Source organism: Duganella rhizosphaerae (assembly GCF_040364205.1).
Taxonomy (GTDB): domain Bacteria; phylum Pseudomonadota; class Gammaproteobacteria; order Burkholderiales; family Burkholderiaceae_D; genus Rugamonas; species Rugamonas rhizosphaerae.
Genome location: NZ_BPWK01000010.1, coordinates 102,758 through 126,025, shown reverse-complemented (window position 1 = coordinate 126,025; position 23,268 = coordinate 102,758). Strand labels below are relative to the sequence as shown.

26 protein-coding genes, 1 other RNA gene and 1 riboswitch are annotated in these 23,268 nt (G+C 63.2%); of the genes, 8 read left to right on the top strand and 19 right to left on the bottom strand.

From position 1 onward, the window contains the following. The first annotated feature begins 139 nt into the window (after positions 1-139). Complete coding sequence (locus tag RUGAMON1_RS21210; protein WP_445232400.1) at positions 140-793, top strand: hypothetical protein; 654 nt, start codon at positions 140-142, stop codon at positions 791-793. A gap of 51 nt (positions 794-844) precedes the next feature. On the opposite strand, the gene ffs is transcribed toward RUGAMON1_RS21210, so the two are convergent. Next, positions 845-943: signal recognition particle sRNA small type (gene ffs / locus RUGAMON1_RS21205), an RNA gene on the bottom strand. 15 nt (positions 944-958) lie between these two features. Further along, positions 959-2,443 carry a 4-hydroxy-3-polyprenylbenzoate decarboxylase gene (gene ubiD / locus RUGAMON1_RS21200; protein ID WP_445232399.1) on the bottom strand — a complete coding sequence of 495 codons (1,485 nt, stop codon included), beginning with the start codon at positions 2,441-2,443 and terminating at the stop codon, positions 959-961. 535 nt (positions 2,444-2,978) lie between these two features. Between ubiD and RUGAMON1_RS21195 the strand changes: the two genes are divergently transcribed. Further along, positions 2,979-3,827: a transglycosylase SLT domain-containing protein gene (locus RUGAMON1_RS21195; protein WP_445232477.1), complete on the top strand. Its 849-nt coding sequence runs from the start codon at positions 2,979-2,981 to the stop codon at positions 3,825-3,827. A gap of 87 nt (positions 3,828-3,914) precedes the next feature. On the opposite strand, the gene RUGAMON1_RS21190 is transcribed toward RUGAMON1_RS21195, so the two are convergent. The 17 genes from RUGAMON1_RS21190 to glyA form a co-directional block, all read right to left on the bottom strand. Beyond that, complete coding sequence (locus tag RUGAMON1_RS21190; protein WP_445232398.1) at positions 3,915-4,463, bottom strand: hypothetical protein; 549 nt, start codon at positions 4,461-4,463, stop codon at positions 3,915-3,917. Between the two features lie 251 nt (positions 4,464-4,714). After that, the gene (gene nusB, locus RUGAMON1_RS21185) at positions 4,715-5,185 is read right to left on the bottom strand and encodes a transcription antitermination factor NusB (protein ID WP_116989463.1); all 471 of its coding nucleotides are present in this window, start codon (positions 5,183-5,185) and stop codon (positions 4,715-4,717) included. A gap of 84 nt (positions 5,186-5,269) precedes the next feature. Beyond that, positions 5,270-5,758: a 6,7-dimethyl-8-ribityllumazine synthase gene (ribH, locus tag RUGAMON1_RS21180; protein ID WP_116989462.1), complete on the bottom strand. Its 489-nt coding sequence runs from the start codon at positions 5,756-5,758 to the stop codon at positions 5,270-5,272. Positions 5,759-5,784: 26 nt separating this feature from the next. Beyond that, the gene (gene ribBA, locus RUGAMON1_RS21175) at positions 5,785-6,894 is read right to left on the bottom strand and encodes a bifunctional 3,4-dihydroxy-2-butanone-4-phosphate synthase/GTP cyclohydrolase II (protein ID WP_445232397.1); all 1,110 of its coding nucleotides are present in this window, start codon (positions 6,892-6,894) and stop codon (positions 5,785-5,787) included. Between the two features lie 148 nt (positions 6,895-7,042). After that, positions 7,043-7,813: an SDR family NAD(P)-dependent oxidoreductase gene (locus RUGAMON1_RS21170; protein WP_445232396.1), complete on the bottom strand. Its 771-nt coding sequence runs from the start codon at positions 7,811-7,813 to the stop codon at positions 7,043-7,045. 88 nt (positions 7,814-7,901) lie between these two features. Next, positions 7,902-8,486 carry a TetR/AcrR family transcriptional regulator gene (locus RUGAMON1_RS21165; protein WP_445232395.1) on the bottom strand — a complete coding sequence of 195 codons (585 nt, stop codon included), beginning with the start codon at positions 8,484-8,486 and terminating at the stop codon, positions 7,902-7,904. Beyond that, positions 8,487-9,164: a cupin domain-containing protein gene (locus RUGAMON1_RS21160; protein WP_445232394.1), complete on the bottom strand. Its 678-nt coding sequence runs from the start codon at positions 9,162-9,164 to the stop codon at positions 8,487-8,489. It abuts the gene before it with no gap. A gap of 87 nt (positions 9,165-9,251) precedes the next feature. Further along, positions 9,252-9,887, bottom strand: a complete 636-nt coding sequence (locus RUGAMON1_RS21155) for a riboflavin synthase (RefSeq protein ID WP_445232393.1) — start codon at positions 9,885-9,887, stop codon at positions 9,252-9,254. Positions 9,888-9,897: 10 nt separating this feature from the next. Continuing rightward, the gene (ribD, locus tag RUGAMON1_RS21150; protein ID WP_445232392.1) at positions 9,898-10,995 is read right to left on the bottom strand and encodes a bifunctional diaminohydroxyphosphoribosylaminopyrimidine deaminase/5-amino-6-(5-phosphoribosylamino)uracil reductase RibD; all 1,098 of its coding nucleotides are present in this window, start codon (positions 10,993-10,995) and stop codon (positions 9,898-9,900) included. 7 nt (positions 10,996-11,002) lie between these two features. Further along, the gene (locus RUGAMON1_RS21145; protein ID WP_445232391.1) at positions 11,003-11,560 is read right to left on the bottom strand and encodes a GspH/FimT family pseudopilin; all 558 of its coding nucleotides are present in this window, start codon (positions 11,558-11,560) and stop codon (positions 11,003-11,005) included. Between the two features lie 10 nt (positions 11,561-11,570). Then, complete coding sequence (locus RUGAMON1_RS21140) at positions 11,571-12,026, bottom strand: type IV pilin protein (protein WP_445232390.1); 456 nt, start codon at positions 12,024-12,026, stop codon at positions 11,571-11,573. Continuing rightward, positions 12,023-13,978: a pilus assembly protein gene (locus RUGAMON1_RS21135; RefSeq protein ID WP_445232389.1), complete on the bottom strand. Its 1,956-nt coding sequence runs from the start codon at positions 13,976-13,978 to the stop codon at positions 12,023-12,025. Before RUGAMON1_RS21135 ends, RUGAMON1_RS21140 begins: the two co-directional genes overlap by 4 nt. A gap of 189 nt (positions 13,979-14,167) precedes the next feature. Further along, complete coding sequence (locus tag RUGAMON1_RS21130) at positions 14,168-14,674, bottom strand: pilus assembly PilX family protein (RefSeq protein WP_445232388.1); 507 nt, start codon at positions 14,672-14,674, stop codon at positions 14,168-14,170. 3 nt (positions 14,675-14,677) lie between these two features. Next, positions 14,678-15,634: a PilW family protein gene (locus RUGAMON1_RS21125; protein WP_445232387.1), complete on the bottom strand. Its 957-nt coding sequence runs from the start codon at positions 15,632-15,634 to the stop codon at positions 14,678-14,680. Then, positions 15,631-16,185, bottom strand: a complete 555-nt coding sequence (gene pilV / locus RUGAMON1_RS21120; protein ID WP_445232386.1) for a type IV pilus modification protein PilV — start codon at positions 16,183-16,185, stop codon at positions 15,631-15,633. The genes RUGAMON1_RS21125 and pilV overlap by 4 nt, the downstream gene beginning before the upstream one ends. A 116-nt stretch (positions 16,186-16,301) precedes the next feature. Next, positions 16,302-16,772, bottom strand: a complete 471-nt coding sequence (nrdR, locus tag RUGAMON1_RS21115) for a transcriptional regulator NrdR (RefSeq protein ID WP_043479966.1) — start codon at positions 16,770-16,772, stop codon at positions 16,302-16,304. 56 nt (positions 16,773-16,828) lie between these two features. Further along, complete coding sequence (gene glyA / locus RUGAMON1_RS21110) at positions 16,829-18,076, bottom strand: serine hydroxymethyltransferase (RefSeq protein WP_445232385.1); 1,248 nt, start codon at positions 18,074-18,076, stop codon at positions 16,829-16,831. Between the two features lie 98 nt (positions 18,077-18,174). Then, positions 18,175-18,300, bottom strand: a riboswitch (ZMP/ZTP riboswitch). A gap of 164 nt (positions 18,301-18,464) precedes the next feature. Between glyA and RUGAMON1_RS21105 the strand changes: the two genes are divergently transcribed. The 6 genes from RUGAMON1_RS21105 (at position 18,465) to tolB (ending at position 23,250) form a co-directional block, all read left to right on the top strand. Then, positions 18,465-19,214 (top strand): SDR family oxidoreductase, encoded by a 750-nt coding sequence (locus tag RUGAMON1_RS21105; RefSeq protein WP_445232384.1) that lies wholly within the window; start codon positions 18,465-18,467, stop codon positions 19,212-19,214. Positions 19,215-19,475: 261 nt separating this feature from the next. Continuing rightward, positions 19,476-19,889, top strand: a complete 414-nt coding sequence (gene ybgC / locus RUGAMON1_RS21100; protein ID WP_445232383.1) for a tol-pal system-associated acyl-CoA thioesterase — start codon at positions 19,476-19,478, stop codon at positions 19,887-19,889. 8 nt (positions 19,890-19,897) lie between these two features. Next, positions 19,898-20,590, top strand: a complete 693-nt coding sequence (gene tolQ, locus RUGAMON1_RS21095) for a protein TolQ (protein ID WP_445232382.1) — start codon at positions 19,898-19,900, stop codon at positions 20,588-20,590. A 15-nt stretch (positions 20,591-20,605) separates the two neighbouring features. After that, on the top strand, positions 20,606-21,043 hold the full coding sequence (locus RUGAMON1_RS21090; RefSeq protein WP_217945598.1) for an ExbD/TolR family protein: 438 nt from the start codon (positions 20,606-20,608) through the stop codon (positions 21,041-21,043). 15 nt (positions 21,044-21,058) lie between these two features. Beyond that, positions 21,059-21,976, top strand: coding sequence for a cell envelope integrity protein TolA (gene tolA / locus RUGAMON1_RS21085; protein WP_445232381.1), 918 nt, complete (start codon positions 21,059-21,061; stop codon positions 21,974-21,976). Beyond that, on the top strand, positions 21,976-23,250 hold the full coding sequence (tolB, locus tag RUGAMON1_RS21080) for a Tol-Pal system beta propeller repeat protein TolB (RefSeq protein ID WP_445232380.1): 1,275 nt from the start codon (positions 21,976-21,978) through the stop codon (positions 23,248-23,250). Before tolA ends, tolB begins: the two co-directional genes overlap by 1 nt. Positions 23,251-23,268: the final 18 nt, after the last annotated feature.

Sequence of the window (23,268 nt, the reverse complement as noted above, 5' to 3'; positions counted from 1 at the left end):
GGGTGCAAAGGGCCTATCCTGCTCAGCTAATAAGATGCGGCGCAGGGTCGCCAAAACGGCAATTGTAACAAGGCGTGGCCGGATTTGGTAATCGGGGCGGGCTCCCCTACAATGTGTTTTTCTTTTAACATGAAAATATATGAAAAAACTTGCCCTGCTGCCGTTGCTGTTGCTGTCCATTGCCGCCCACGCCGACGAACGCGAATGGGTGCCATATAAGAAGCTGGTGGAGGACACCCGCATCGACCGTTTCTACGCCCTGCCCGCAGCGGAGCGCGACAAGCTCAGCGTCTTTCTGTCCATCAAGCCCAAGAACAAGAACTACAAGCCATCCGATGTCGTGCTGACGGTGGTCCATGGCGGTGAACGTCAACAGCTGCCGCCACTGTCGACCGACTTCCGCATGGCCCTGGTGCCGAATCCCAAGTGGATGACGGACGACACCAAAATCTTGACCAGCCTGCCGAAGGAAGAAAAGTCCGCGGTCGCGCTGGAAGTGCTGGCGCTGCTGCCTGAGGGTACGCAATGGAACTACGCGCAAGTGATGGGCAGCATCGGCCAGATGAATGCCGGCATCAAGAAGGTCGCAGGGGCCATGAGCATGTTCGTGCCGAACGTGAAGACGGTGGTATTCAAGTTCAGCAAGCCGGCGCAGCTGAAGGTGGGGGCCACGGCCTACAACACGGATGCGAAGAACCTGATCAAGCTCAAGCCTGACGCGGCACTGCTGAAGGAAAACCCGCTGATGGTGGCGTCGGAACGGCCGCTGGAAGCGGCGCTGGACGACGAATAACTGAAGAGCAAATAAAAAAGCTGCCAATGGCAGCTTTTTTAATATCCCGAAGGAGGCGAGCCTGATCTGCGGCACTTATGGTTAATAGCCGTGGCTGCTTCGTTCCCGACCTGACCAGGTTAGCCATGCCACAATGCGCAGGGGCCCGCCGGGATCAATTATAACCTACAGCCCCAACTCCTGCCAAATCTGATCCACCCGTGCTTTCACTGCGGGCGTCATGCTGATCGTGGTGCCCCACTCGCGCGTGGTTTCCCCCGGCCACTTGTTGGTGGCGTCGATGCCCATCTTGCTGCCCAGGCCACTCACCGGGGAGGCGAAGTCCAGGTAATCGATCGGCGTGTTGTCGACCAGCGTGGTGTCGCGGGTCGGATCGACGCGGGTCGTGATGGCCCAGATCACCTCGTTCCAGTCGCGGATGTTGACGTCCTCGTCCACCACCACGATGAACTTGGTGTACATGAACTGGCGCAGGAAGCTCCACACGCCGAACATCACGCGCTTGGCGTGGCCGGCGTACTGCTTCTTGATCTGCACCACCGCCATGCGGTAGCTGCAGCCCTCGGCCGGCAAGTGGAAATCGGTAATCTCCGGGAACTGCTTTTGCAGCAGCGGCACGAACACCTCGTTCAGCGCCAGGCCCAGGATGGCCGGCTCGTCGGGCGGCTTGCCGGTGTAGGTGGAGTGATAGATGGGATCGCGGCGCATCGTGATGCGGTCGATGGTGAACACCGGGAACGAGTCCTGCTCGTTGTAATAGCCGGTGTGGTCGCCGTACGGGCCTTCCAGCGCATGCTCGTAGCCGCTCGGGTGGTTTTCGTCAGGATAGATATGGCCTTCCAGCACAATCTCCGCCGACGCCGGCACGCGCAGCTCGCTGCCGATGGCCTTGACCAGCTCGGTGCGGCTGCCGCGCAGCAGGCCGGCGAACTGGTATTCGGACAGACTGTCCGGCACCGGCGTTACCGCCCCTAATATAGTGGCGGGATCGGCGCCCAGCGCCACGCAGATCGGATACGGCTGGCCCTTGCTCTGGATGGCGTGCTCGCGGAAGTCCAGCGCGCCGCCGCGGTGCGCCAGCCAGCGCATGATGACCTTGTTCGGCCCCAGCACCTGCTGGCGATAAATGCCGAGATTCTGGCGCTTCTTATTAGGCCCCTTGGTAATCACCAGGCCCCAGGTAATCAAAGGCGCGACATCGCCCGGCCAGCAATGCTGGATCGGCAATTTCGCCAGGTCGACATCGGCGCCCTCCCACACGATCTCCTGGCACGGCGCGCCGCGCAACTCCTTGGGCGCCATGTCCCACACGGCTTTCACCAGCGAGCCCATGCCCATCAGATCCTTGAAGCCCTTGGGCGGCTCCGGCTCCTTCAGGCGCGCCAGCACGTGGCCGATCTTGCGCAGTTCGCTGACGCTGTCGGCGCCCATGCCCAGCGCCACGCGGCGCTCGGTGCCGAACAGATTGCCCAGCACCGGCATGCTGTGTCCGGTCGGATTCTGGAACAGCAAAGCCGGGCCGGCGGCCCGCAAAGTGCGGTCGCAGACCTCGGTCATCTCCAAATATGGTGAAACGGGCACCAAAATGGGCTTAAGTTCGCCCATCCGTTGCAGTTGAGAAATAAAATCTCGCAAATCAGAATATTTCATCGTTTTTTAATTTTTTCTTACAACGCAGCATACTGTTTAAAAAGACAGGTCAAGTAGTTGATTTTATTGGTTTTAGCCGCAATACAAGCAAAAAAGTAAGATTTAAAAGTTATAGCTTCGCTTGTCGTTAGTATTGACTTGATATAAAACGGCTTCTACAATTTGCCCTACTTGAAGAGAACACGGTTCAGCACGGGATATTCCGGCAACGCGGACCACATAAATGTGTTGCTTATTCATTCACGGAGTCGGGGCTCCACATGACATTTTAAGGAGTGTTTTCAAAAGGCGTCTGCCTTACCCCCGAAAGAAGTTGTATTGCGACTGATCGAATACCACAGGGAAACATCAGCTCTAGCAAGCAATGACGGCGTCCAACGCGCGCTCCCAGCGGCGACGGACGATGATATTTCTGATGCACGGCATTAGCACCCGGTTAGCTGCGTTCGACGCTGGCGGGGACCCGCTTTTACGGACATTCCAGGGGAATTCTATGAACAATCGTTTTATCGGTGCAACGCAGTTTGCCCGCACCATGGCTCGCCAGCCAGCAGCGTGGATTTCCACGACTCGCGTTTCGGCAAAAGGCGTGTTGACCACCGCCCAACACACTCTGACCATTCTGGGTGTGACCGCTTTAGTAGTGATGGCAGTACTGTTTGTCCGTCCCGACCTGGCCAAGGCACTGAGCAACAGCCTGAACCACGTACCGGAAGCCGAAGCCGTTGCCGTCGTGGCGCCGCCGCTGTCGGCCCTGATGGAAACCCCGGCTTCCACCCCGGCCGCCAGCACCGCACCGCTGACCGCCGAAGAAAAAGCCCTGCTGGGCACGCAGAAGCAGCAACAATGGGTCACCTCCTGGCTGTCCAAGCGCTACCGCGTAGCCGGCGACGCCGCCAACATGCTGGTGTCCACCGCCTACCTGACGGCGCGCGAGATCAAGCTTGATCCGCTGCTGATCCTGGCGGTGATGGCGATTGAATCGGGCCTGAATCCGTTCGCGGAAAGCCCGGTCGGCGCGCAAGGCCTGATGCAGGTGATGTCGAAGATTCACCACGACAAATTCCAGGAAATGGGCGGCCTGCAAGCCGCACTCAATCCGGTGGCCAACATCCGTGTCGGCTCGCTGATCCTGAAGGACTACGTCACCCGTGGCGGTTCGGTCGAAGCCGGTTTGAAGATCTATGTCGGCGCCGCAGCGTTCGAACACGATGACGGCTACGGCTCCAAAGTGCTGGCCGAGTACCAGCGCCTGAAGCAGGTTTCGGCAGGCAAGAAAGTGCCGACCATCACTCCGATGATGGCAGCGGCGCCAGCCAAGCCTACCCCGCCGGTCGCGGTGGTGGACAAGTCGGTCAGCGGCACCCAGATCGCCGGTCTCTGATTTCAGAGCAACACAAAGAAAAGCCCGCCAGCCTGAACGCGCTCAAGATCGCGCTCAGTGCAGGCGGGCTTTTTTACGTCTGTCCCATCAGCGCGGGCAGGTGCTGACCTTGGTTTTAACGCCGTCCCGGAAGGGATCGCGCCCGCCGGTCAGCGCATTGGACTCCATCACCGCGCAATAACTGCCGCCGGCCGAACGCACGCGCGTCATCAGGCGGCCATCGGGCGTGGTGAAGTTCTCGAGCGTGGTGCCGTTGTCGCCGGCGTAGGCGCCGCCCAGCTTGGCTGCCAGCGCTGTCGTGTCGTTGGCGATCTTTTTGTCGCGCGGATTCCAGGCTTCCTTGCGCAGCTGCCGGTCGGCTGCGGCGGCGCTTTTGAGCGAACGCTGCAGCAGATCTTCAGCCGGCTTGACAGGCGGCTGCGCGAACGGATCCGGCGGTGGCGTGGCCTGCGTGATGGCTTGCGGGGCTTGCGGTTGCTGAATCGGCGGCTGAATCGGCTCCGGTGCGGGCCGCAGCAGCGTCATGCGTGGCGCGGCCGGCTCGCGGATGGGTTTAGGCTGGGCCACCGTCTTGGGCGCCGGCGGCTTCGGCTTCAGCGGCGCCAGGATGTACGTGATCGCCTCATGACGGCCCACAGAAGCCGCCAGAGGCCGCTCAGGCGTGCGCCAGCCGATAAACGCCAGCAAATGCGCGCCGGCGATCAGCGCCAGCCAGCCACGGCGACGCCAGTCCGGCGGCCGGCTCAGGGTATGCAGTTCGATGATGCGCCCTCGACATTGATTTTAAGTCAACGGATTCTGCGGCGCAGTGCCCTCCCCGTCAAACCCAAATAAAAAAAAGCCACCACAAGATACCTTGGGTGGCTTCTGACAGTACCAGACGCTGCTTAGCGCTTCTTGTCGGCGGCGACTTCGTCCGGGCGGACCTTGGCGGCCAGCTTGTCCAGCACGCCGTTGACGTATTTGTGGCCGTCGATACCGCCGAAGGACTTGGTCAGCTCGACCGCTTCGTTGATGACGACGCGGTAAGGGATTTCCAGGTTGTTCTTCAGCTCGAACGCACCGATCAGCAGCACCGCGTGCTCGATCGGCGACAGCTCGCCCACGCCACGGTCGACCAGCGGCGCGAAGCTTTCGCGCAGCGCTACCGAATCCTTGATCGCGCCGTACAGCAGCACCGTGAAGTGGTCGCCGTCGGCCTTGTCGAAGCCGTGCGCGGCGCGGATGTTGTTGACCACGGTGGATGCGTCTTCATTGTTCAGCAGCCACTGATACAAACCCTGCAACGCAAACTCACGCGCGCGGTGGCGCGGCGTACGGTTCTTGCTAGGGTTGGCGTGCAAAATTTTATCTGTCATGGTTATACCTGTTCTTAAATACTTACAAAATCCGGCTCAGTGCGCCGGCGCATACCGGCACACTGCGCCGTTTCCTACCTGTTCTTACTCGTCGTCGCCCTGGTCCTGGCTCAGCTCTTCCAGCGCGATAGTCAGATTGGCCATCTCCACCGCCACGCGCGCCGCATCGGCGCCCTTGACGGCCATGCGCGCTTCGGCCTGCTCGTCGTTCTCGGTGGTCAAGATCGCGTTAGCGATAGGAATACCATAATCGAGGCCGATGCGGGTGATGCCGGCGCCCGATTCGTTCGAGACCAGCTCGAAGTGGTAGGTTTCGCCACGGATCACCGCGCCCAGCGCGATCAGCGCGTCGAACTGCTGCGACTCGGCCATCTTCTGCAGCACCAGCGGCACTTCCAGCGCGCCCGGCACGGCCACGTGCAGCACGTCTTCATCGGCCACGCCCAGGTGCTTCAGTTCGGCCAGGCAGGACGCCAGCAGGCCGTGGCAGACATCTTCGTTAAAACGGGCTTGAACGATGCCGATGCGCAGACCGTCGCCGGACAAATTGGTTTCGTAGCTTCCTACAGTCATGGAGTGCCTCTTGTGTGTTGGTTGAATTAGTTGGGTTTGGCCATGTAGCCGGTCACTTCCAGATCGAAGCCCGTCATCGACGGCATCTTGCGCGGGCTGGCCAGCAGTTGCATCTTGCAGACGCCGACTTCGCGCAGGATTTGCGCGCCGATGCCGTAGCTGCGCAGGTCCATGCTGGCCGCGCGGCCTTTCGGTTTGGTTTCCGGCTTGCCCAGCGCGTCGAACTGGGCGAAGAACTGCTCCGCCGTTTCCTCGCAGTTGAGCAGCACGATCACGCCGCGCTCGGACGCCTTGACCGCCGCCAGCGACGACGACAGGTTCCACGAGTGGGTGGTCGCTTCCGATTCCAGGATGTCCAGGATGGATACCGGCTGGTGCACGCGCACCAGGGTTTCCTTGCTCTTCTCGATCTCGCCGTGCACCAGCGCCAGGTGGGCCGAGCCGCTCGGCTTGTCGCGGAAGGCGATCATGCGGAAGTCGCCCTGGGCGGTCTTGAGCGGACGCTCGCCGATCTTCTCGACCAGCGACTCGTTGCGGCTGCGGTAGTGGATCAGGTCGGCGATGGTGCCGATCTTCAGGCCGTGTTCCTTGGCGAACTCCAGCAGGTCCGGCAGGCGCGCCATGGTGCCGTCGTCCTTCATGATCTCGCAGATCACCGACGCCGGCGTCAGGCCGGCCATGGCGGTCAGGTCGCAGCCGGCTTCGGTATGGCCAGCGCGCATCAGCACGCCGCCCGGTTGTGCCTTCAGCGGGAAGATGTGGCCGGGCTGGACGATGTCCGACGGCTGCGTGTCCTTGGCGACGGCGACCTGGATGGTCTTGGCGCGGTCGGCCGCCGAGATGCCGGTGGTCACGCCCTCGGCCGCTTCGATCGAGACGGTGAAATTGGTGCCGAAGGCGGTGCCGTTACGGGACGACATCATCGACAGGTTCAGCTGGTCGCAGCGCTCTTCGGTCAGGGTCAGGCAGACCAGGCCGCGCGCATGCTTGACCATGAAATTAATGGCTTCAGGCGTCACAAAGTCCGCCGCGAGCACCAGGTCGCCTTCGTTTTCCCGGTCTTCTTCATCGACCAGGATCACCATGCGGCCAGCGCGCAATTCGGCGACGATTTCTTCGGTGCTGGAAATTGACATTTTTAATCCTTTGTAGCGGAGCTAGAACAGGGCGCTATTTTAAAGGATTTACGCCCTCCCCACCGTAAAAGCCCGCTTTTATCCGCCAAATGGCCGGCTTTAGAAGGCGTCTTCTGGATTAATTGTCAACATTCCAGCGCAAACCCGGCTATCCCCGGCCAGCCATGACGCCGCCGTCCACATCCCACACCGCGCCGGTGACCCACGACGCCCTGTCCGACAGCAGGAACATGATCGCCTCCGCGACGTCGCGCGGCGTGCCGACGCGACCGATCGGGTGGAAGCTGTTGAAGCCTTGCAGCGCGTCATGCACCTCGGCCTTGGGGATGAAGCCCTCGTAGATCGGCGTCTCCACCACCGCCGGCGACACGGCGTTCACCCGAATCTGCCTCGATGCCAGCTCCATCGCCAGGTGCTGGGTCAACGCATGCAGGCCAGCCTTGGCCATCGAATAGGCGGAAGACGGCGTCGCGGCGATCGCCTGCTTGCCCCACATCGAACCGATGTTGACGATGGCGCCCGGGCGGCCAGCGGCCACCAGATTGGCCGCCACCTTCTGCGTGACGAAGAAAAAGGCTTTGTTCAGCGCCTGATACTGGTCGTAGTCCGCCTCGCCATGTTCCAGGAAAGGCTTGGGGAAGAACACGCCGGCGGCATTCACCAGCAGGTCGATATCCTTGTGCCCGTCGTCGATGGCGTCCAGCAGTTGCTGCAAGCCTTGCGCGCTGCCCAGATCGGCCGTGAGCGCGGCAACTTTGCCCAACTGCGACAGCGCGACGCGAGCCGCTTCCGTTTTCTCCGGTCGCTGACCGACGATCACCACGCTGGCCCCCTGCTCCAAGGCCATGCGCGCCGTTTCCAGCCCCATGCCGCTGGTGCCGCCGACGACCAACAACTTCCTGCCATTCAATGTATGCATAGATCACTCCAAAATATACCAACTAGTTGGTAGGTTGTTACAGCTAAAAAAATGCCGACGGCTGCCGGCACGGAACGCCGCCGCCGCGTCAGGCCAGCAACGTCGATAAATAGGTTTGCGCCACGCCAGCCGGACCGCGCGCGCCGCGCACCGAACGGGCCACGATCATCGCGCCCTCCAGCGTGGCGAGGAAAGCCTCTGCCAGCGCGCGCGCCTCCGGCTGCGCACGCAGCTGCTGCGCCCGCTGACCTTCGGCGATCACCAGCGCCAGCCAATCGGTGTTGGCCTCGAAGAAGCGCCCCACCTCATGCGCCACGCCTTCCGGCAGCGAGTTGGCCTCCGCTCCCAGCATGCCGCAGACGCACAGGCGCTGCTCGGCGGCGAAGGTGTTTTCAAACAGCGTTGCGTAGGCAGTCAAGCGATCCTCCGCCTTGGCGTGCTGGACCTCGATACGCAGCAACTGCTCACGGAAGCGATGCGTGTAGCGCTGCGCCACCGTCGTCGCCAGATCGCCCTTGGTCGCGAAGTGATGGTGGATGCTGGGCTTCTTGATGCCGACCAGCTTGGCCACGTCGTCGTAGGAAAAGCCGTTGTAGCCGCGCTCCTGGATCAGGCCCTCGGCCGCATCCACCACGCGCAGCGCGGACTCGGACATCTCGGAAAAATGCTTCATTTACTGGCTTTCTTTGTGATCGGCAATCGGCAAGTGCCCGACTTTGACGAGGATGATACAGCCTTCGCGGCTGAACGGCTGATGCGCGCTCAGGTGGGGGCTGCGCAGCCAGGTGCCGGCCGGATAGCGGCCGAACTCGTCTTCGAACACGCCGTCCAGCACGTAAATCTCCTCGCCGCCGTAGTGCCGGTGCGGGTTGAAGCGCGTGCCGGGCGCCCAGCGCACCAGCGCCGTGTGGGTGGCGCCGAATTCGGACAAGGGCATCACCGACAAGCCCGGCACCAGGCCCGGCAGCCACGCCGTCGCGCCGGTATCGATGCGCACGGCTTGCGTATCCCGCGGGTCCATGTGGCGCAGCTTGACCAGCAGCGTGCAGCCGCCAACCGAGCCCGGCGCATGCGACGAACCCGGCGGATTCTTGAGATAAGCGCCCGCGCCGTAGCTGCCGGACTCATCGAAGAAATCTCCCTCCAGCACCAGGATCTCCTCGCCCAGCTCGTGCAGATGGCTGGGAAAGCTGCTGCCCGGCGCATAGCGCACGATGGACGTCGCGCGCGCCACCTCGCCGCCGTCGCGCTCCAGCATCTTGCGCTGTATGCCCTGCGCGGGCGAATCGACCCAAGGCAAGTCTTGCGACTGCACCACTGCACGCTGGCTGTAATCCGAGTTGATGTTCATGATTTCCAATTTACCGACTAGTTGGTAGGTATACTAGTCGAGGCCTGAGGCGCTGTCAACGCCCGAATCACCGGGCGTTGCGGGACCTTATTTGCCGGCCGCGCCGACCGAGACCATGCGCTCGACGTAGCGGGCGATCAGGTCGATCTCCAGGTTGACCTGCTTGCCCACGACCAGGTGCTTGAGCGTGGTCATGGCGATGGTGTGCGGGATCAAATTGATCGAGAACTGGCAGACCAAGTCCTTACCGCTGCCGATGTCGGTCACGCGGTTGACGGTCAGCGACACGCCGTTGACCACGATCGAGCCCTTGAAGGCCAGGAACTTGGCCAGCTCGTGCGGCGCTTCGATCACCAGCTCCCACGATTCGCCCACACTCTCGAACTTGCGCACCACACCCAGGCCGTCCACGTGGCCGGACACCAGATGGCCGCCCAGGCGTTCGTTGAGCGTCAGCGCCTTTTCCAGGTTCACTTCGGTCAGCGTGTCGAGGCCGACGGTGCAGTTCAGGCTTTCGCGCGAGACGTCGACGCGGAAGCTGCTGTCGTCCTTCTCCACCACGGTCATGCAGGCGCCGTTGATGGCGATCGAGTCGCCCAGCGCGACGTCGGCCAGCGGCAGGCCGCCGGCGTTGATGTTCAGGCGCACGCCCGCGAACGAGCCGCCTTCCAGCGGCGTGACGGATTCGATTTTGCCGATAGCAGCGACAATTCCAGTAAACATGTGAAGGCTCTTAATGATGAGTGAATCGTGCAAGGATACGCAAATCTTCGCCGATCTGCTTAACCTCGTGAAATTTCAGATGCTGCTTGAGCGACAGGTCGGTCAACGCCGGCAAGGCGAACATGCCCTGCGCATCGCCCAGCAGCGTCGGCGCCAGGTAGACCAGCAGCTCGTCGACGCAGCCTTCGCGGATCATGGACCCGTTGAGCTTGCCGCCCGCTTCGACGTGCAGCTCGTTGATCTGGCGCCGGCCCAGCTCGCGCATCAGCTCGGGCAGGTCGACCTTGCCGGAGGCGTTGGGCAGCAGGATGATCTCCGCGCCCGCCGCGCGCAGCGCCGCCTCCTTTTCGGGATCGGCCACCGCCGCCGCGATCCAGGTGCCGCCTCCCTGCAAGACCTTGGCCGACGGATCGATGTCGAGCTTGCTGTCCACCACGATGCGGCGCGGCTGGCGCGGCGTTTCCACCGCGCGCACATTGAGCTGCGGATCGTCGGCCTTGACGGTGCCGATGCCGGTCAGGATGGCGCACGCGCGGGCGCGCCAGGCATGGCCGTCGGCGCGCGCCTCCGGTCCGGTGATCCATTGGCTGACGCCGTTGTGCAGCGCCGTCATACCGTCCAGGCTGGCGGCGGTCTTCATGCGCACCCACGGCAGGCCGCGCGTCATGCGCGAGAAGAAGCCGATATTCAATTCATAGGCCTGTTCGGCCAGCAAACCAACGCTGACCTCGATGCCGGCGGCGGCCAGCTTGGCCATGCCCTGCCCGGCCACCAGCGGATTCGGATCCTCCATCGCCGCCACTACGCGGCCCAGGCCAGCTCGCACCAGCGCGTCCGAGCAGGGCGGCGTGCGGCCGTGGTGGTTGCACGGTTCCAGCGTCACGTAGGCGGTGGCGCCGCGCACGTCGTGGCCGCGCGCCTGCGCATCCTTCAGCGCCTGGATTTCCGCATGGTCGCTACCGGCCTGCTGGGTCACGCCGGCGCCGATCACTTGCCCGTCGCGCACGATCACGCAGCCGATATGCGGATTCGGCGAGGTGGTGTACAACCCTTTGGCGGCCCACTCCAGCGCCAGCGTCATGCCTTCGAGATCGTTGTTGATGTTCACGTTGTCCTTAATCTATGGCGCTGGCGCAGCTTGCCCCGTCCACCGCCGGATCGCACACGCGCACCCGGCCCAGCATATTGATTTTGATGTTGCGCGTGCTGTCGCCATGCGTCAGCGACAGCGTGCCCCAGCGCGCGGCCAGGCTGTTGCTAGCGCTGCAGGCACGCCCGGCACTATTATAAGCAAGATACTGGGTCGCCGCGCTCGACGAAAAGACCGTGGCGATGGTAACGCCCTCGGCGATCGGGCCATGCCGGAGCAGCAGCAACTCGCCGGCATCGGGACGGCGGTTGCCATTATCGTCGACAAACACCATCCAGCCCAGGCGCCAGGTGCCGCCGGCCGGGTCGGTCGGCGCCAGCAAGACCTGGCCACCGCGCGCGATCGCGTGCGAACGGGTCAGGTTGATGGCCGCCACCAGATCGTTGACGGCGATGCGCAACTGCTGGCGCTCCAGCGCGGCCCGGTAGTTCGGCACGGCGACGCCGAGCAGTATCGTAGCCAGCAACAGCACGACCAACAATTCGATCAGGCTGACGCCGGCGCTGGAGGGATGGCCTCGCATCGAGTGCTCCTCAAGGCCAGCAGTGGACCGACGGTCCGGTCGCCAGGCGCAGGCCGCTGCTGGTCAGCTTGAGTTGCCGGCAATCGTCGTCGCGAAAGCTGGCATCGACCAGCGCGGTGCCCGGCGTGGCGATCAACTGCACGCATTGCGAGATCGGCTCGCCGTCACAGGCCTTGCCTTCGATTTCGTAGGCGCTGGTCGGCGCGCCGTTGCTGCTCCACCATTTGAACTGGCGCGCCTCCGGGTCCGTGATGCTGGACGAAAAGGCGATGTAGGTATTGGCCTGCGTGAAAAACCGTTCTTCCTGCTGCATCAGTTGCAGCAGCGCGGCCTGCGCCTCGGAGCGCCGCGCGCGTATCACGTGCTGCTGAAAACCCGGCATCACCTGCGCGGCAAGCACGGCCAGTATCACCAGCACGATCAGCAATTCGATCATGCTGAAAGCCCGTCGGCGCGCGGGCTTCATTTGACCGCCTCATGCAGTTCACGCCAATTGGCCACCTCGCGCCAACTGAGGCGGCCGGACCGCGAGCGCACTTTGACGCTGCCCACCACGGTGGCATCACGCGCCGACGCGTTGACCACGGCATAGCTTTTATCGGCCACGATCCGCCCCGTGGGATCTGGCGCACTGAGGCTCGACGACAGCGGCACCAACGACGGCACAGCCGTATAGCTCGATTGCAGCACGCCAACGATCGGCGCGGGCGGCATGACCACCGCAGTGCTGTGGTCGCCCGGCAGCCCGCTCAGCGCATCCAGCACATAGGTGCGGCCGCGCGAAGCATCGCATTTGTCCGCGCCCGGCAGCAGCGTGTTGAACACGACCTCGCCGCCCAGCAGCTTGCCGCTGCTGATGCTGCGCTCTCCCGTGCGCGCCGCGTGCAGGAAATCGACGTACCAGCCTTTGCTGCCGGGCGCCATCTCCGCGCCGCTGATACTGAGCAGGTCGGCCGCCAAGGGATCCAGCACGCGCTCGGTCAACTGGCGCCGGCCGGCAACCACATCCATCGGCACGGACAGGCTGTCAAGGATGGCGTAGAACGATTGCGTGCCAAAGCTGCCCGCCGCCAGGCCGGTCCGGTCGAACAACGCGCCCGTGCCAAACAGTATCAGGTAGCCGCCGCCGGAGGCATAGGCCAGCATGGGTTGTTGTGCAATCGGCTGCCGCCTGCCGTCGGCGTCGCGGGCGACGAACAGCGCCTTGGCGGCCGCTCCCGGCCAGGTATTGAAATCGAAGCGCCACAGATTGCCTTGCAGGTCGCCAGCGTAGGCGTAGCTCAACGCCCCGTCGCGATCGGCAACCAACGCTGGTGCGCTCAGGCCGTTGGCCAGCGAGGAGTCGGAGATGGGCGTTGCGAGGCGAAAGTAGTTCACGTTGAGCGTCCACGGCGCATCGCGCGGTTTGTCCAGCGCCAGCAGGAATAAGGCGCCCTTGCCCGCACTGCTGGCATGGCCGTCGCTGGCGTAGTTGTTCAGGCCGCTGGAGACGATGGCAAAGTATCGATAGGTGGGCAGGTCGGCGCCACGGCTGGTGCGCACCTTGGCAAGCTGCGGCGGCGTGGTGACGTTGCCCATCATCGGATCGTCGCGATCGGTGAATTCCCAGAGCGCGGCGTTTTCGTCCAGCGCTGCGGGATCGCTGATGTCCAGCGCGAAGACGCCTTGCGCACCACCGCCCATGGCCGCGACCAGGACCGTGCGCCAATTGCTGCCGATCAAAGCGTCGCCGCTGAACGAAGGGCCGTCGACATAAGCACGGTGCACATAATCGACGCTGGGCAAGCGGTTCAACACCGGCATCAAGGCGTCGGGCAAATAGGCGTAGAGTTCGCCGCCGGTGCCAGCGTCGAATGCGTGCAGCATGCCGTCGTTGGCGCCAAGGTAGATCACGGTGCGGCGGGCCTTGTGGCGTTCGCGAAAAGCCAGATAGCCTGCGTCTCGCGCAGCGCCAGATGGCGGGCCAACCAGCACGGGTGGGCTGTTGATCGTATCGCCGAGAACGCTGCTGCGGCGGCGGAACAAGCTGCCCTCATCGCTGCGGTCGCCGCGCAGGTAGGCCACACGACGCTCGCCCAGCCCATCGGCCGGCGCTGCATGAGGCGGCGGCGCCTGATCGAGCAATGCTTGCTGTGCCGCGGACAAGGCTGCCCATGCAAAGGGAATGCCGGCCAGCCGGCCGTCCCCCTGCACCACCGCAGTGAAGAGCTTGCGCGCCTCCGGCTCCGGCGAGGGCGCGCGCCCCGTTTCGCCGGTCAGCAGCGCTCCGGCGTCCCATCGCGCGGCAACGCCTGCCGGCGCCAATGCGATGCGTTCAACATGCCCGCCCCAATCGCTCGCGTCCAGCGTGGCGCTCAGCAGGTCCCCGGCAGGCGCGGCTGGCGCCGCCAGCAACAGCGAAGGCCCTGCGGTCCGCACGCCAAGGGCTGTACGGCAAGCGGCGGTCAACGGCTCACTGGCGATATCGAGCACCGGCGGCGCCGCGCGCACACCACCCGCCAGCATCGGCAGCAACATCAACAACGCAGCGATCACCAACCCCGCCCACCACCATCGCCGGCCATGTCCGGGCAACGGGGCACTATTTGCAATGCGCATATCCCCTCCTCACTCCGGCTTGACGAACACCGTCTGCAAGACCAGCTCCGTGCCCGGCCTGGCGCCGAAACCAATCACTGTCACGCGATAGCAATAAGCGACCGCGCCGCCTGCCGACGCATCCTCGCCCGGCTGATGGCACTCCATGCGCTCGATCACATAGCGCGGCCGCTTGAACGGCAGCACGCCTTTGGCCGTCGGCATCGTCGCTCTGGTATGGTCGCCGTAGCCCTGCGTGCAGGCGCCGTCGTCCTCGATCCCGGACAAATCCACCCGCTGCCAGACGGGCGCCCTGTCGCAGGCGCTGACCTCCGCCGTGCCGCTCTGGATATCGCGCTCCGCATCCGCCAAGGCATCCTCCGCCGCCTGAAACGCCACATCCCGATCGCGCTCGCCACGCGCAGCCTTCTCACCCTGCAAGCTCATTTGCGCCGCCGACACGCCCAGCAGCATCGCCAGGATCAACATCATCAGGCACATCAACACAACCGCGCCTCGCTGCCGTTGCGCCGCCATGACCTAGCCGCTCCGATTGCGCAAGGCCACCGTCATGCCGACCACCCGGCGCGCCCGTGTGCGCTGCGACGGCGGCAGCGTCGCCTCCACGATGCGCACACCTTCATCGTCGCCATGCGCATCGGAATAAGCGGGGCCGAACAGATCGAAGCGTGTCGTCGCCGTGTCGGCGCGCGTATTGCTCTCGCCGTGCAGCAGCAGGGCCACCCTGACGCTGCACACGCGCTTCCAGAAGGTCTTGCGATGGAAATCGCGCAAGCGCTCGGCGGGCGTGGCGCCGGTCAGCACCAGCGCGGCATCCATCGCATTGATGTTGCTGGCGTTGACATACGCATTGGGAATGCCGTCGGCCGGCGTATCGGTATCGAGCCCATACAGCACTTGAAAGGAATCGACGCCGCGCACGATGGCGTCCGCGCCCCAGCCGGAGGCGCCGCGGTATTTGCAGCGCAGTTCGGCCTCGCCAGCGCCGTCGTCGGCGACGTAGAAGATGCTCCAGCCGCGCGCATCGGCCGCGTCGGGAACGGCGACGCCGAAGCCCGCGCAATTGAGGCTGGAACCGTCGCCATTGCCGCCCACGCCGGAACCGGAAAAGCGCAGGGCCAGCACATCGCTGCCGTGCGCCACCGCCGGCAACGTCGCCGAGATATCCGCGCCGCCCCGGCTGATGCTGCGCGCGTCCAGCCCGGCGATGGACGCCGGCGCATCGGTGTCCAGTTCCACCGGCGCGGCCTTGCTGTCCCAGTTGACATAAGCGCCCTGCCGTATCGCCCGCGCCATGATGTCGAGCGCATGGCGGCCACCGTCGTTGAGCCCGGCGTTGTCGCTGTGATTGCGGTAATTGCTGCCGGCCGACAGCAGCAGGCCGCTGGCCAACAGGGTCACGATCAAGCCCAGCGCTACCGCGATGACGAACTCGACCACGGTCCATCCGCGCGCGCTCATAGCATTGCCGCTCATCGCGTTGCTCCAACCGCCACGGCGACGGCCGGCGCGAATGCGCCGCCGGCGTCCTTGCGCGGCGTACCGTCGGGATTCTTGCCGCGCCATCCCACCTTGACCACCACCGGCGCGCCCGCAGCGCCGCCGCAAGTCCAGCCGGGCTTGACGCTGCCGTCGCGGCAGACCTGTATGCGGCCCGCAGGCAGATGCTGGCTGACCTGCACTTTCGCTTCGTACAGGTCGAACATTGCCAGCTGCGCGCTGTCGCACGCGCCGCCGTAGCATAGGGCCGACGGCGCCGGCGGATCGGGTTCGGCCAGCGCATCGTAGTCCAGCATCAGATAGGGATTGGCGCCATCGGCCAGGTGCATTTGCGCGGCGTTGGCGCGCATGCGTTCGGCCAGGCCGGCCGCCACGTAGGTCGCCTGCGACAGCAACGCGGCTTGATGCCGCATGCGCAGGGCCGTCAACTGCATCGCCACGCCGCCGACGATGCCGACCGCCAGCAACAGCACGGCGATCAGGATTTCCAGCAGCGTAAAGCCGTGCATCAAGGCGCGTGTGCGCATGGCACACCTCCGCAAGTCGACAAGGACAGTGCTAGAAGTTAGCAGCGACGACTGTAGAGGATATGAGGTGTATCAAAGGTGCGTCAGCCGTAGGCCGGTCGCCAACGAACCGGAAACTAAGCCTTACGCGGCTTGCGTTCCTGTCCGACTTCGGCGATCGCGTCCTGGAACTCGGCCAGGTCTTCGAAGTTTTTATAGACCGACGCAAAACGGATATACGCGATCTTGTCGAGGCGCTTCAGTTCCTGCATCACCAGCTCGCCGATGTAGCCCGTGTCGACTTCGCGCTGGCCGCTGGTCAGCAGTTTTTCTTCGATCGACAGTATCGCCGCGTCAACGGCGGGCGCCGCCACGGGACGTTTGCGCAAGGCCAGCGTCAGGCTGCCGCGCAGCTTAGCGGCCGCATACTCGGTGCGGCTGCCGTTCTTCTTGACCACATACGGCATCACCAGTTCGATGCGCTCATACGTGGTAAATCGTTTATCGCATTTTCCGCAGCGCCGGCGCCGGCGTATGGAATCCCCTTCCTCGGATACACGCGTATCGAGAACCTGGGTATCTTCATGCTGGCAAAACGGACATTTCATATTGGCGCTATTCGGTGACGCGACACCGGCACAGGCCGGCGTCGCGGTACTACAGATTACTTGGCGTAGACAGGGAACTTGTCAGCCAGAACCTTCACGGCCGCTTTCACGCGCTCGATGGTCGCTGCGTCGTGCGGGTTGTCCAGCACGTCGGCGATCAGGTTGCCGACTTGTTCCGCTTCCGCTTCCTTGAAGCCACGGGTGGTGAAGGCAGGCGAACCCAGGCGGATGCCGGAAGTCACGAATGGCTTCTGCGGATCGTTAGGGATGCCGTTCTTGTTGCAGGTCATGTGAGCCGCACCCAGGATCGCTTCCGCTTCCTTGCCGGTCAGGTTCTTAGGACGCAGGTCCACCAGCATCACGTGCGACTCGGTGCCGCCGGAAACGATACGCAGGCCACGCTTGATCAGGGTCTTGGCCAGCACGTCGGCGTTGATGACGACTTGTTGCTGGTAAGCCTTGAACTCAGGCGTCAGCGCTTCCTTGAACGCCACTGCCTTGCCGGCGATGACGTGCATCAGCGGGCCGCCCTGGATACCTGGGAAGATAGCCGAGTTGATGGCTTTCTCGTGCTCGGCCTTCATCAGGATGATGCCGCCGCGTGGGCCGCGCAGCGATTTGTGCGTGGTCGAGGTGACGAAGTCGGCGTGCGGCACCGGGTTAGGATACAGGCCGGCGGCGATCAGGCCGGCGTAGTGCGCCATGTCGACCATGAAGTAAGCGCCAACGGCCTTGGCGACGGCGGCGAAACGCTCGAAGTCGATCTTTTTCGAGAACGCCGAGGCGCCGGCGATGATCAGCTTAGGCTTGTGTTCCTTGGCCAGCGCTTCCATGGCGACGTAGTCGATGTCTTCTTCGGCGGTCAGGCCGTAGGAGACGACGTTGAACCACTTGCCGGACATATTCAGCGGCATGCCGTGGGTCAGGTGGCCGCCTTCGGCCAGCGACATGCCCATGATGGTGTCGCCTGGTTTCAGCACGGCGAAGAACACGCCCTGGTTGGCTTGCGAACCCGAGTTAGGCTGCACGTTGGCCGCTTCCGCGCCGAACAGCTGCTTGACACGGTCGATCGCCAGTTGCTCGACGACGTCGACGTACTCGCAACCGCCGTAGTAGCGCTTGCCTGGGTAGCCTTCGGCGTATTTATTGGTCAGCTGCGAACCTTGCGCTTCCATGACGGCCGGCGAGGTGTAGTTTTCCGACGCGATCAGTTCGATGTGATCGTGCTGACGGGTGTTTTCTTTTTGAATTGCGCCGAACAATTCCGGGTCAACGTTGGCGAGGGTGTGATCTTTTGCGAACATGTAAAAACTCCAAATGAATTGAGTAACTTGTTACTGGCAGGTTGGATCGAATGAGGGAAGCCGATAGCGGACAGGCAGCCTCTTCGTGCATTTCCATCGATGGCTGCCCAGGCGAACGGCTGATGAAATCTCACGTTTCCCGGTGGATGCCCACCTTTCGCTGACCGGTCGCCACGCACCAAAATGGTGATGACCGGAGCTTTTCGCCAGTTACGTGAGACGTAATGGAAGCCTGATTGTAATTTATGCGCCAGTTTTGAGCAAGGAAATCATTGCTTAAAATACAATCTTATGCCGATTTTGATAGCAGAGATAAGCCATACTGCCATTTCGGCTACACTTGACCATCGTTTCCACTCCTCTTACACATTAACCGCAAGGATAGAACATGATCGTCTTCATCACCGGCGCCACCGCCGGCTTCGGCGCCGCCATGGCCCGCACTTTCGTCCAGAACGGCCACAAGGTCCTGATCAGCGGCCGCCGCGCCGACCGCCTGGAAGCGCTGTCGGCCGAACTGGGCGCCGCCGCCCGCCCAGTCGTGCTGGATGTGACCGACAAAGCCTCGATCAAGAGCGCGCTGGACGGCCTGCCGGCCGAGTGGTCGCAGATCGACGTGCTGGTCAACAATGCCGGCCTGGCGCTGGGCGTCACGCCGGCGCACGAATCGTCGCTGGAGGACTGGGACACCATGATCGCCACCAATTGCAGCGGCCTGGTCGCCATGACCCGCGCCATCCTGCCGGGCATGGTGGCGCGCGGCAGCGGCACCGTCATCAACCTCGGTTCGGTGGCCGGCGACACGCCTTACCCGGGCGGCAATGTGTACGGCGCCACCAAGGCCTTCGTCGAGCAGTTCACGCTCAACCTGCGCGCCGACCTGGTGGGCACCGGCGTGCGCGCCACCAACCTGGCGCCCGGCCTGTGCGGCGGCACTGAGTTCTCCAACGTCCGCCTGAAGGGCAACGACGCGGCCGCGGCCAAGGTCTACGAAGGCACCGAGCCGCTGACGCCGGAAGACATCGCCAACACCGCCTACTGGATCGCCACCCTGCCTGCCCACATCAACATCAACCGCATCGAGATGATGCCAACTTGCCAAGGCTACGGCCCGCTGACGATCAAGCGCAACCTTTAACCCCAAGACAAGAGGGGTCTGACCCCGTACGGGGTCAGACCCCGGCGGCTCATCGCCGTGCGGGGTTCTATTCGTAAGCGGTTGTTACAAACCTTGGCAAGTTGCCGGGAAAACGCTTTACTATCGTTTGTGCAATCTTTTGTGCGCAGTTGAAAAATCCGCACAAATAGCGGATTTGACGTGGATTTCCCCGTCGCAGCTTCAACGACAACAATAAAATCACGTAGAATGTTGCTCACTCTCACTAGTAGTCAAAATAACATGCCAGCAGAGTTTATCTGGAACGTACGGGTCTATTACGAAGACACCGACGCCGGCGGTATCGTCTATTACGCAAACTACCTCAAGTTCTTTGAGCGCGCCCGCACCGAATGGCTGCGCGCCATCCATGTCGAGCAACACGCGCTGCTGCAGCAACACGACGCCATGTTCGTCGTCAAAAGCGTCAGTGCGGAGTATCATGCGCCTGCCAGGTTGGACGACGTACTAAAATTAACACTTAGTATCGAAAAACTGGGCCGCGCCTCCATCCAGTTCGTGCAGCAAGCCTGGTGCGGCGAGCAGTTGCTGAACACCGCCCGAGTCAAGGTCGGCTGCGTCGGTTCGGACCTCAGTCCGCGCGCCGTGCCACCGTCGGTTGCAGAAAAAATGCGTAGCACCATTAAAACAGACTGAACCCATACATGAACGTCACCCAAGACCTCTCTTTCCTGTCCCTCATCACCAACGCCCACCTGATCGTGCAGTTGATCATGGCGCTGCTGTTCGTCATCTCGCTGACCAGCTGGACCTACATCTTCAGCAAGATGTTCGCGGTGCGCTCGGCGCGCCGCCTGACCATCGAATTCGAGAAAACCTTCTGGGCCGGCGGCAACCTGCACGCGCTGCACCAGAACGCCGGCAAGGACCGCGCCAACAGCGGCCCGCTGGCGCGCATCTTCGAAGCCGGTATGGGTGAGTTCATCAAGAGCAAGGCCGCCTACGCCGCCGCGCGCGAAACCATGGACGCCGGCGCAGTGCTGGACGGCGCCCGCCGCGCCATGCGCGCCGCCTTCCAGCGCGAGATGGACGTGCTGGAATCGCACCTGGCCTTCCTGGCCTCGGTCGGTTCGGTGTCGCCGTACATCGGCCTGCTCGGCACCGTGTGGGGCATCATGAACGCCTTCCGCGGCCTGGCCAACGTGCAGCAGGCCACGCTGGCCGCGGTCGCCCCCGGCATTGCCGAAGCGCTGATCGCCACCGCCATCGGCCTGTTCGCGGCGATTCCGGCCGTGGTCGCGTACAACCGTTTCGCCCACGACATCGACCGCCTGGCGATCCGCTTCGAAAGTTTTGTCGAAGAGTTCTCCAACATCCTGCAACGTCAGTCGCGTTAAGAAGGCAGAGCAATCATGGCTTCCTCTTTTTCCAGCAGCATGCGCGGCGGCCGCGGCCGCAAGTTCAAGTCCGAGATCAACGTCGTGCCCTACATCGACGTGATGCTGGTGTTGCTGATTATTTTCATGGTCATGCCTTCGGCCAATGACCCGAGCGTGGTCGACCTGCCGAGCGCGGAACGCTCCACCAAGCCGCCGAGCGACTACGTGCAGGTGATCATCAAGCCGAACGGCGCGCTGTCGATCGGCGTCAAGGGCAAGGGTGAAGAGGCGCCGGAAACCGCGCCCAACCGCGACGCGCTGGTCAAGAAGCTGCGCACCATCCACACCGACCATCCCGACTATCCGGTGCTGATCGCCGGCGACAAGGAAAGCAAGTACGACGACGTGATCCAGCTGATCTCGGAAGCGAAGAAGATGGGCATAACCCGGGTCGGCTTGTCGACCAAGTAAATCACAGTGCATACGATGAAACCCGCAACGGCAGGCGGCCCGTACAAAGTGCCGCGACAAAATGAAGGCTGGCGCTCGATCGCGCTGGCGGCGGCGATGCACGCCGTGCTGTTGCTGTTCCTGTGGGTGGGCGTCAGCTGGCAGAACAACGAGCCGACCACGGTGCAGGCCGAGATCTGGGACATGAAGGTGCAGGAAGCCGCGCCGGCGCCGCCGCAAGTCAAGCCCGAACCTGAACCCGAGCCGGAGCCGACCCCGGTGGTCAAGACCGCCCCGCCGAAACCGGTGGAGGCGCCGCCGACGCCGAAGGAACCGGACATCGCGCTGGAACGCCTGAAGGCGAAGAAAAAGCTCGAGCAGGAAAAACTCGAAGCGGCCAAGGAAGCCAAGCTGAAGAAGGAAGCCGAAGAGAAGCAGGCCAAGCTGGACGCCAAGAAACTGGCGGACAAGAAGGAAGCCGAGCAAAAGCTGAAGGACGAGAAGGAACAGGCCGAGAAGGACAAGAAGAAAGCCGCGCTGGCCGAGAAGGCCGCCAAGGAAAAAGCCGAGAAAGCCGACAAGGCCGCCCGCGACAAAGCCTACGCCGCCGAGATGAGCCGCATCACCGGCAACGCCGCCAAGGGCAGCACCGGCACCGCCGCCACCTCGACCGGCGGCAAGGTCGACGGCGGCTACCAGGCGGCGATCCGGGCCAAGATCAAGAGCAACCTGGTGTACGGCACGGTCGACGATACGCTCAGCGCGACCTACCAGATCACCCAGCTGCCGACCGGTGAAATCATCGGCGTGCGCAAGATGAAGAGCAGCGGCTCGGCCGCTTACGATAGCGCGATTGAAAACGCGATTGCCAAATCGTCACCACTGCCCAAGAAGAAAGATGGTACGGTAGAGCGCGAGTTTGTCGCCGATTTCAATATGAAGGATATGCACTGATGACCACCATGAATAAACTGAACCAAGTGATCCTGTCCGCCGCCCTGGCGCTGGCCGCCGGCGGCGCCTCGGCGCAGATGCGGATCGAAATCTCCGGCGTCGGCAGCAACCAGATCCCGGTCGCGGTGGCCGGCTTCGCCGACGAGAACATCGCCCCGCAACAGATTTCCGCCATCATCAAGGCCGACCTGGAACGCAGCGGCGCCTTCAAGCTGATCGACGCCGGCGTGATCACCAGCATGAGCAACATCGACTACGGCACCTGGAAATCCAAGGGCGCCGACGCATTGGTGGTGGGCACCGTGGCCAAGTCGGCCGCCGGCGACTACGAAGTGCGCTACAAGCTGTTCGACACCGTCAAGCAGAGCGAGCTGTCGCAGCTGAACCTGTCGCGCGCGCCGCAGTTCACCCGCCTGACCGCGCACAACATCGCCGACGACGTGTTCCTGAAGCTGACCGGCATCCGCGGCGCCTTCTCGACCCGCATCGCCTACGTCAAGGAATACGACAAGCGCCACTACGAGCTGCTGGTGGCCGACGCCGACGGCGACGGCGAACAGATGGCGCTGCGCTCGAACGAGCCGATCATCTCGCCGTCGTGGTCGCCGGACGGCACCAAGGTGGCCTACGTGTCGTTCGAGCAGAAGAAGCCGGTGGTCTACGTGCAGAACCTGATCACACGCGCGCGCACCGTCATCGCCAACGAAAAAGGCAGCAACTCGTCGCCGGTGTGGGCGCAGACCGGCAACAAGCTGGCGGTGTCGCTGTCCAAGGACGGCCATACGCAGATCTACACCGTCAACGCCGACGGCGGCAACCTCAAGCGCGTCTCCAACAGCGCCGGCATCGATTCCGAGGCCAACTTCGCGCCGGACGGCAGCATCTACTTCATGAGCGACCGCAGCGGCGGCCCGCAGATCTACCGCATGAACGGCGACGGCGGCGACGCCAAGCGCGTCACCTTTACCGGCAACTACAACATCAGCCCGCGCGTGTCGGCCGACGGCAAGACGCTGGCCTACATCTCGCGCCGCGACGGCAACTACCAGCTGTACGTGATGGACCTGGCCAGCGGCCAGGAGCAGCGCCTGTCCGACAGCACCGACGACCAGTACCCAAGCTTTGCCCCCAACGGCAAATACATCATGTACGCCACCCAGGCCGGAGGCCGCAAATCGCTGGCCGTGGTCTCGGTGGATGGACGTGTAAAACAACGCCTGACCACTCAGGCGGGCAACATCAAGGAGCCCACCTGGGGTCCATTCATGCAGTAACTTTTTAGCCTTCATCAC

Excerpts from the sequence above, each read along its gene's own strand:
- RUGAMON1_RS21155 (WP_445232393.1), bottom strand. The coding sequence starts at position 9,887 with ATGTTTACTGGAATTGTCGCTGCTATCGGCAAAATCGAATCCGTCACG.
- RUGAMON1_RS21130 (WP_445232388.1), bottom strand. The coding sequence starts at position 14,674 with ATGGCGGCGCAACGGCAGCGAGGCGCGGTTGTGTTGATGTGCCTGATG.
- tolQ (WP_445232382.1), top strand. The coding sequence starts at position 19,898 with ATGAACGTCACCCAAGACCTCTCTTTCCTGTCCCTCATCACCAACGCC.
- tolB (WP_445232380.1), top strand. The coding sequence starts at position 21,976 with ATGACCACCATGAATAAACTGAACCAAGTGATCCTGTCCGCCGCCCTG.
- ybgC (WP_445232383.1), top strand. The coding sequence starts at position 19,476 with ATGCCAGCAGAGTTTATCTGGAACGTACGGGTCTATTACGAAGACACC.
- RUGAMON1_RS21140 (WP_445232390.1), bottom strand. The coding sequence starts at position 12,026 with ATGAAGCCCGCGCGCCGACGGGCTTTCAGCATGATCGAATTGCTGATC.
- RUGAMON1_RS21170 (WP_445232396.1), bottom strand. The coding sequence starts at position 7,813 with ATGCATACATTGAATGGCAGGAAGTTGTTGGTCGTCGGCGGCACCAGC.
- glyA (WP_445232385.1), bottom strand. The coding sequence starts at position 18,076 with ATGTTCGCAAAAGATCACACCCTCGCCAACGTTGACCCGGAATTGTTC.
- nrdR (WP_043479966.1), bottom strand. The coding sequence starts at position 16,772 with ATGAAATGTCCGTTTTGCCAGCATGAAGATACCCAGGTTCTCGATACG.
- pilV (WP_445232386.1), bottom strand. The coding sequence starts at position 16,185 with ATGCGCACACGCGCCTTGATGCACGGCTTTACGCTGCTGGAAATCCTG.
- nusB (WP_116989463.1), bottom strand. The coding sequence starts at position 5,185 with ATGACAGATAAAATTTTGCACGCCAACCCTAGCAAGAACCGTACGCCG.
- tolA (WP_445232381.1), top strand. The coding sequence starts at position 21,059 with ATGAAACCCGCAACGGCAGGCGGCCCGTACAAAGTGCCGCGACAAAAT.
- ribBA (WP_445232397.1), bottom strand. The coding sequence starts at position 6,894 with ATGTCAATTTCCAGCACCGAAGAAATCGTCGCCGAATTGCGCGCTGGC.
- RUGAMON1_RS21160 (WP_445232394.1), bottom strand. The coding sequence starts at position 9,164 with ATGAACATCAACTCGGATTACAGCCAGCGTGCAGTGGTGCAGTCGCAA.
- RUGAMON1_RS21090 (WP_217945598.1), top strand. The coding sequence starts at position 20,606 with ATGGCTTCCTCTTTTTCCAGCAGCATGCGCGGCGGCCGCGGCCGCAAG.
- RUGAMON1_RS21125 (WP_445232387.1), bottom strand. The coding sequence starts at position 15,634 with ATGAGCGGCAATGCTATGAGCGCGCGCGGATGGACCGTGGTCGAGTTC.
- RUGAMON1_RS21145 (WP_445232391.1), bottom strand. The coding sequence starts at position 11,560 with ATGCGAGGCCATCCCTCCAGCGCCGGCGTCAGCCTGATCGAATTGTTG.
- RUGAMON1_RS21210 (WP_445232400.1), top strand. The coding sequence starts at position 140 with ATGAAAAAACTTGCCCTGCTGCCGTTGCTGTTGCTGTCCATTGCCGCC.
- RUGAMON1_RS21195 (WP_445232477.1), top strand. The coding sequence starts at position 2,979 with ATGGCTCGCCAGCCAGCAGCGTGGATTTCCACGACTCGCGTTTCGGCA.
- ubiD (WP_445232399.1), bottom strand. The coding sequence starts at position 2,443 with ATGAAATATTCTGATTTGCGAGATTTTATTTCTCAACTGCAACGGATG.
- RUGAMON1_RS21105 (WP_445232384.1), top strand. The coding sequence starts at position 18,465 with ATGATCGTCTTCATCACCGGCGCCACCGCCGGCTTCGGCGCCGCCATG.
- RUGAMON1_RS21165 (WP_445232395.1), bottom strand. The coding sequence starts at position 8,486 with ATGAAGCATTTTTCCGAGATGTCCGAGTCCGCGCTGCGCGTGGTGGAT.
- ribH (WP_116989462.1), bottom strand. The coding sequence starts at position 5,758 with ATGACTGTAGGAAGCTACGAAACCAATTTGTCCGGCGACGGTCTGCGC.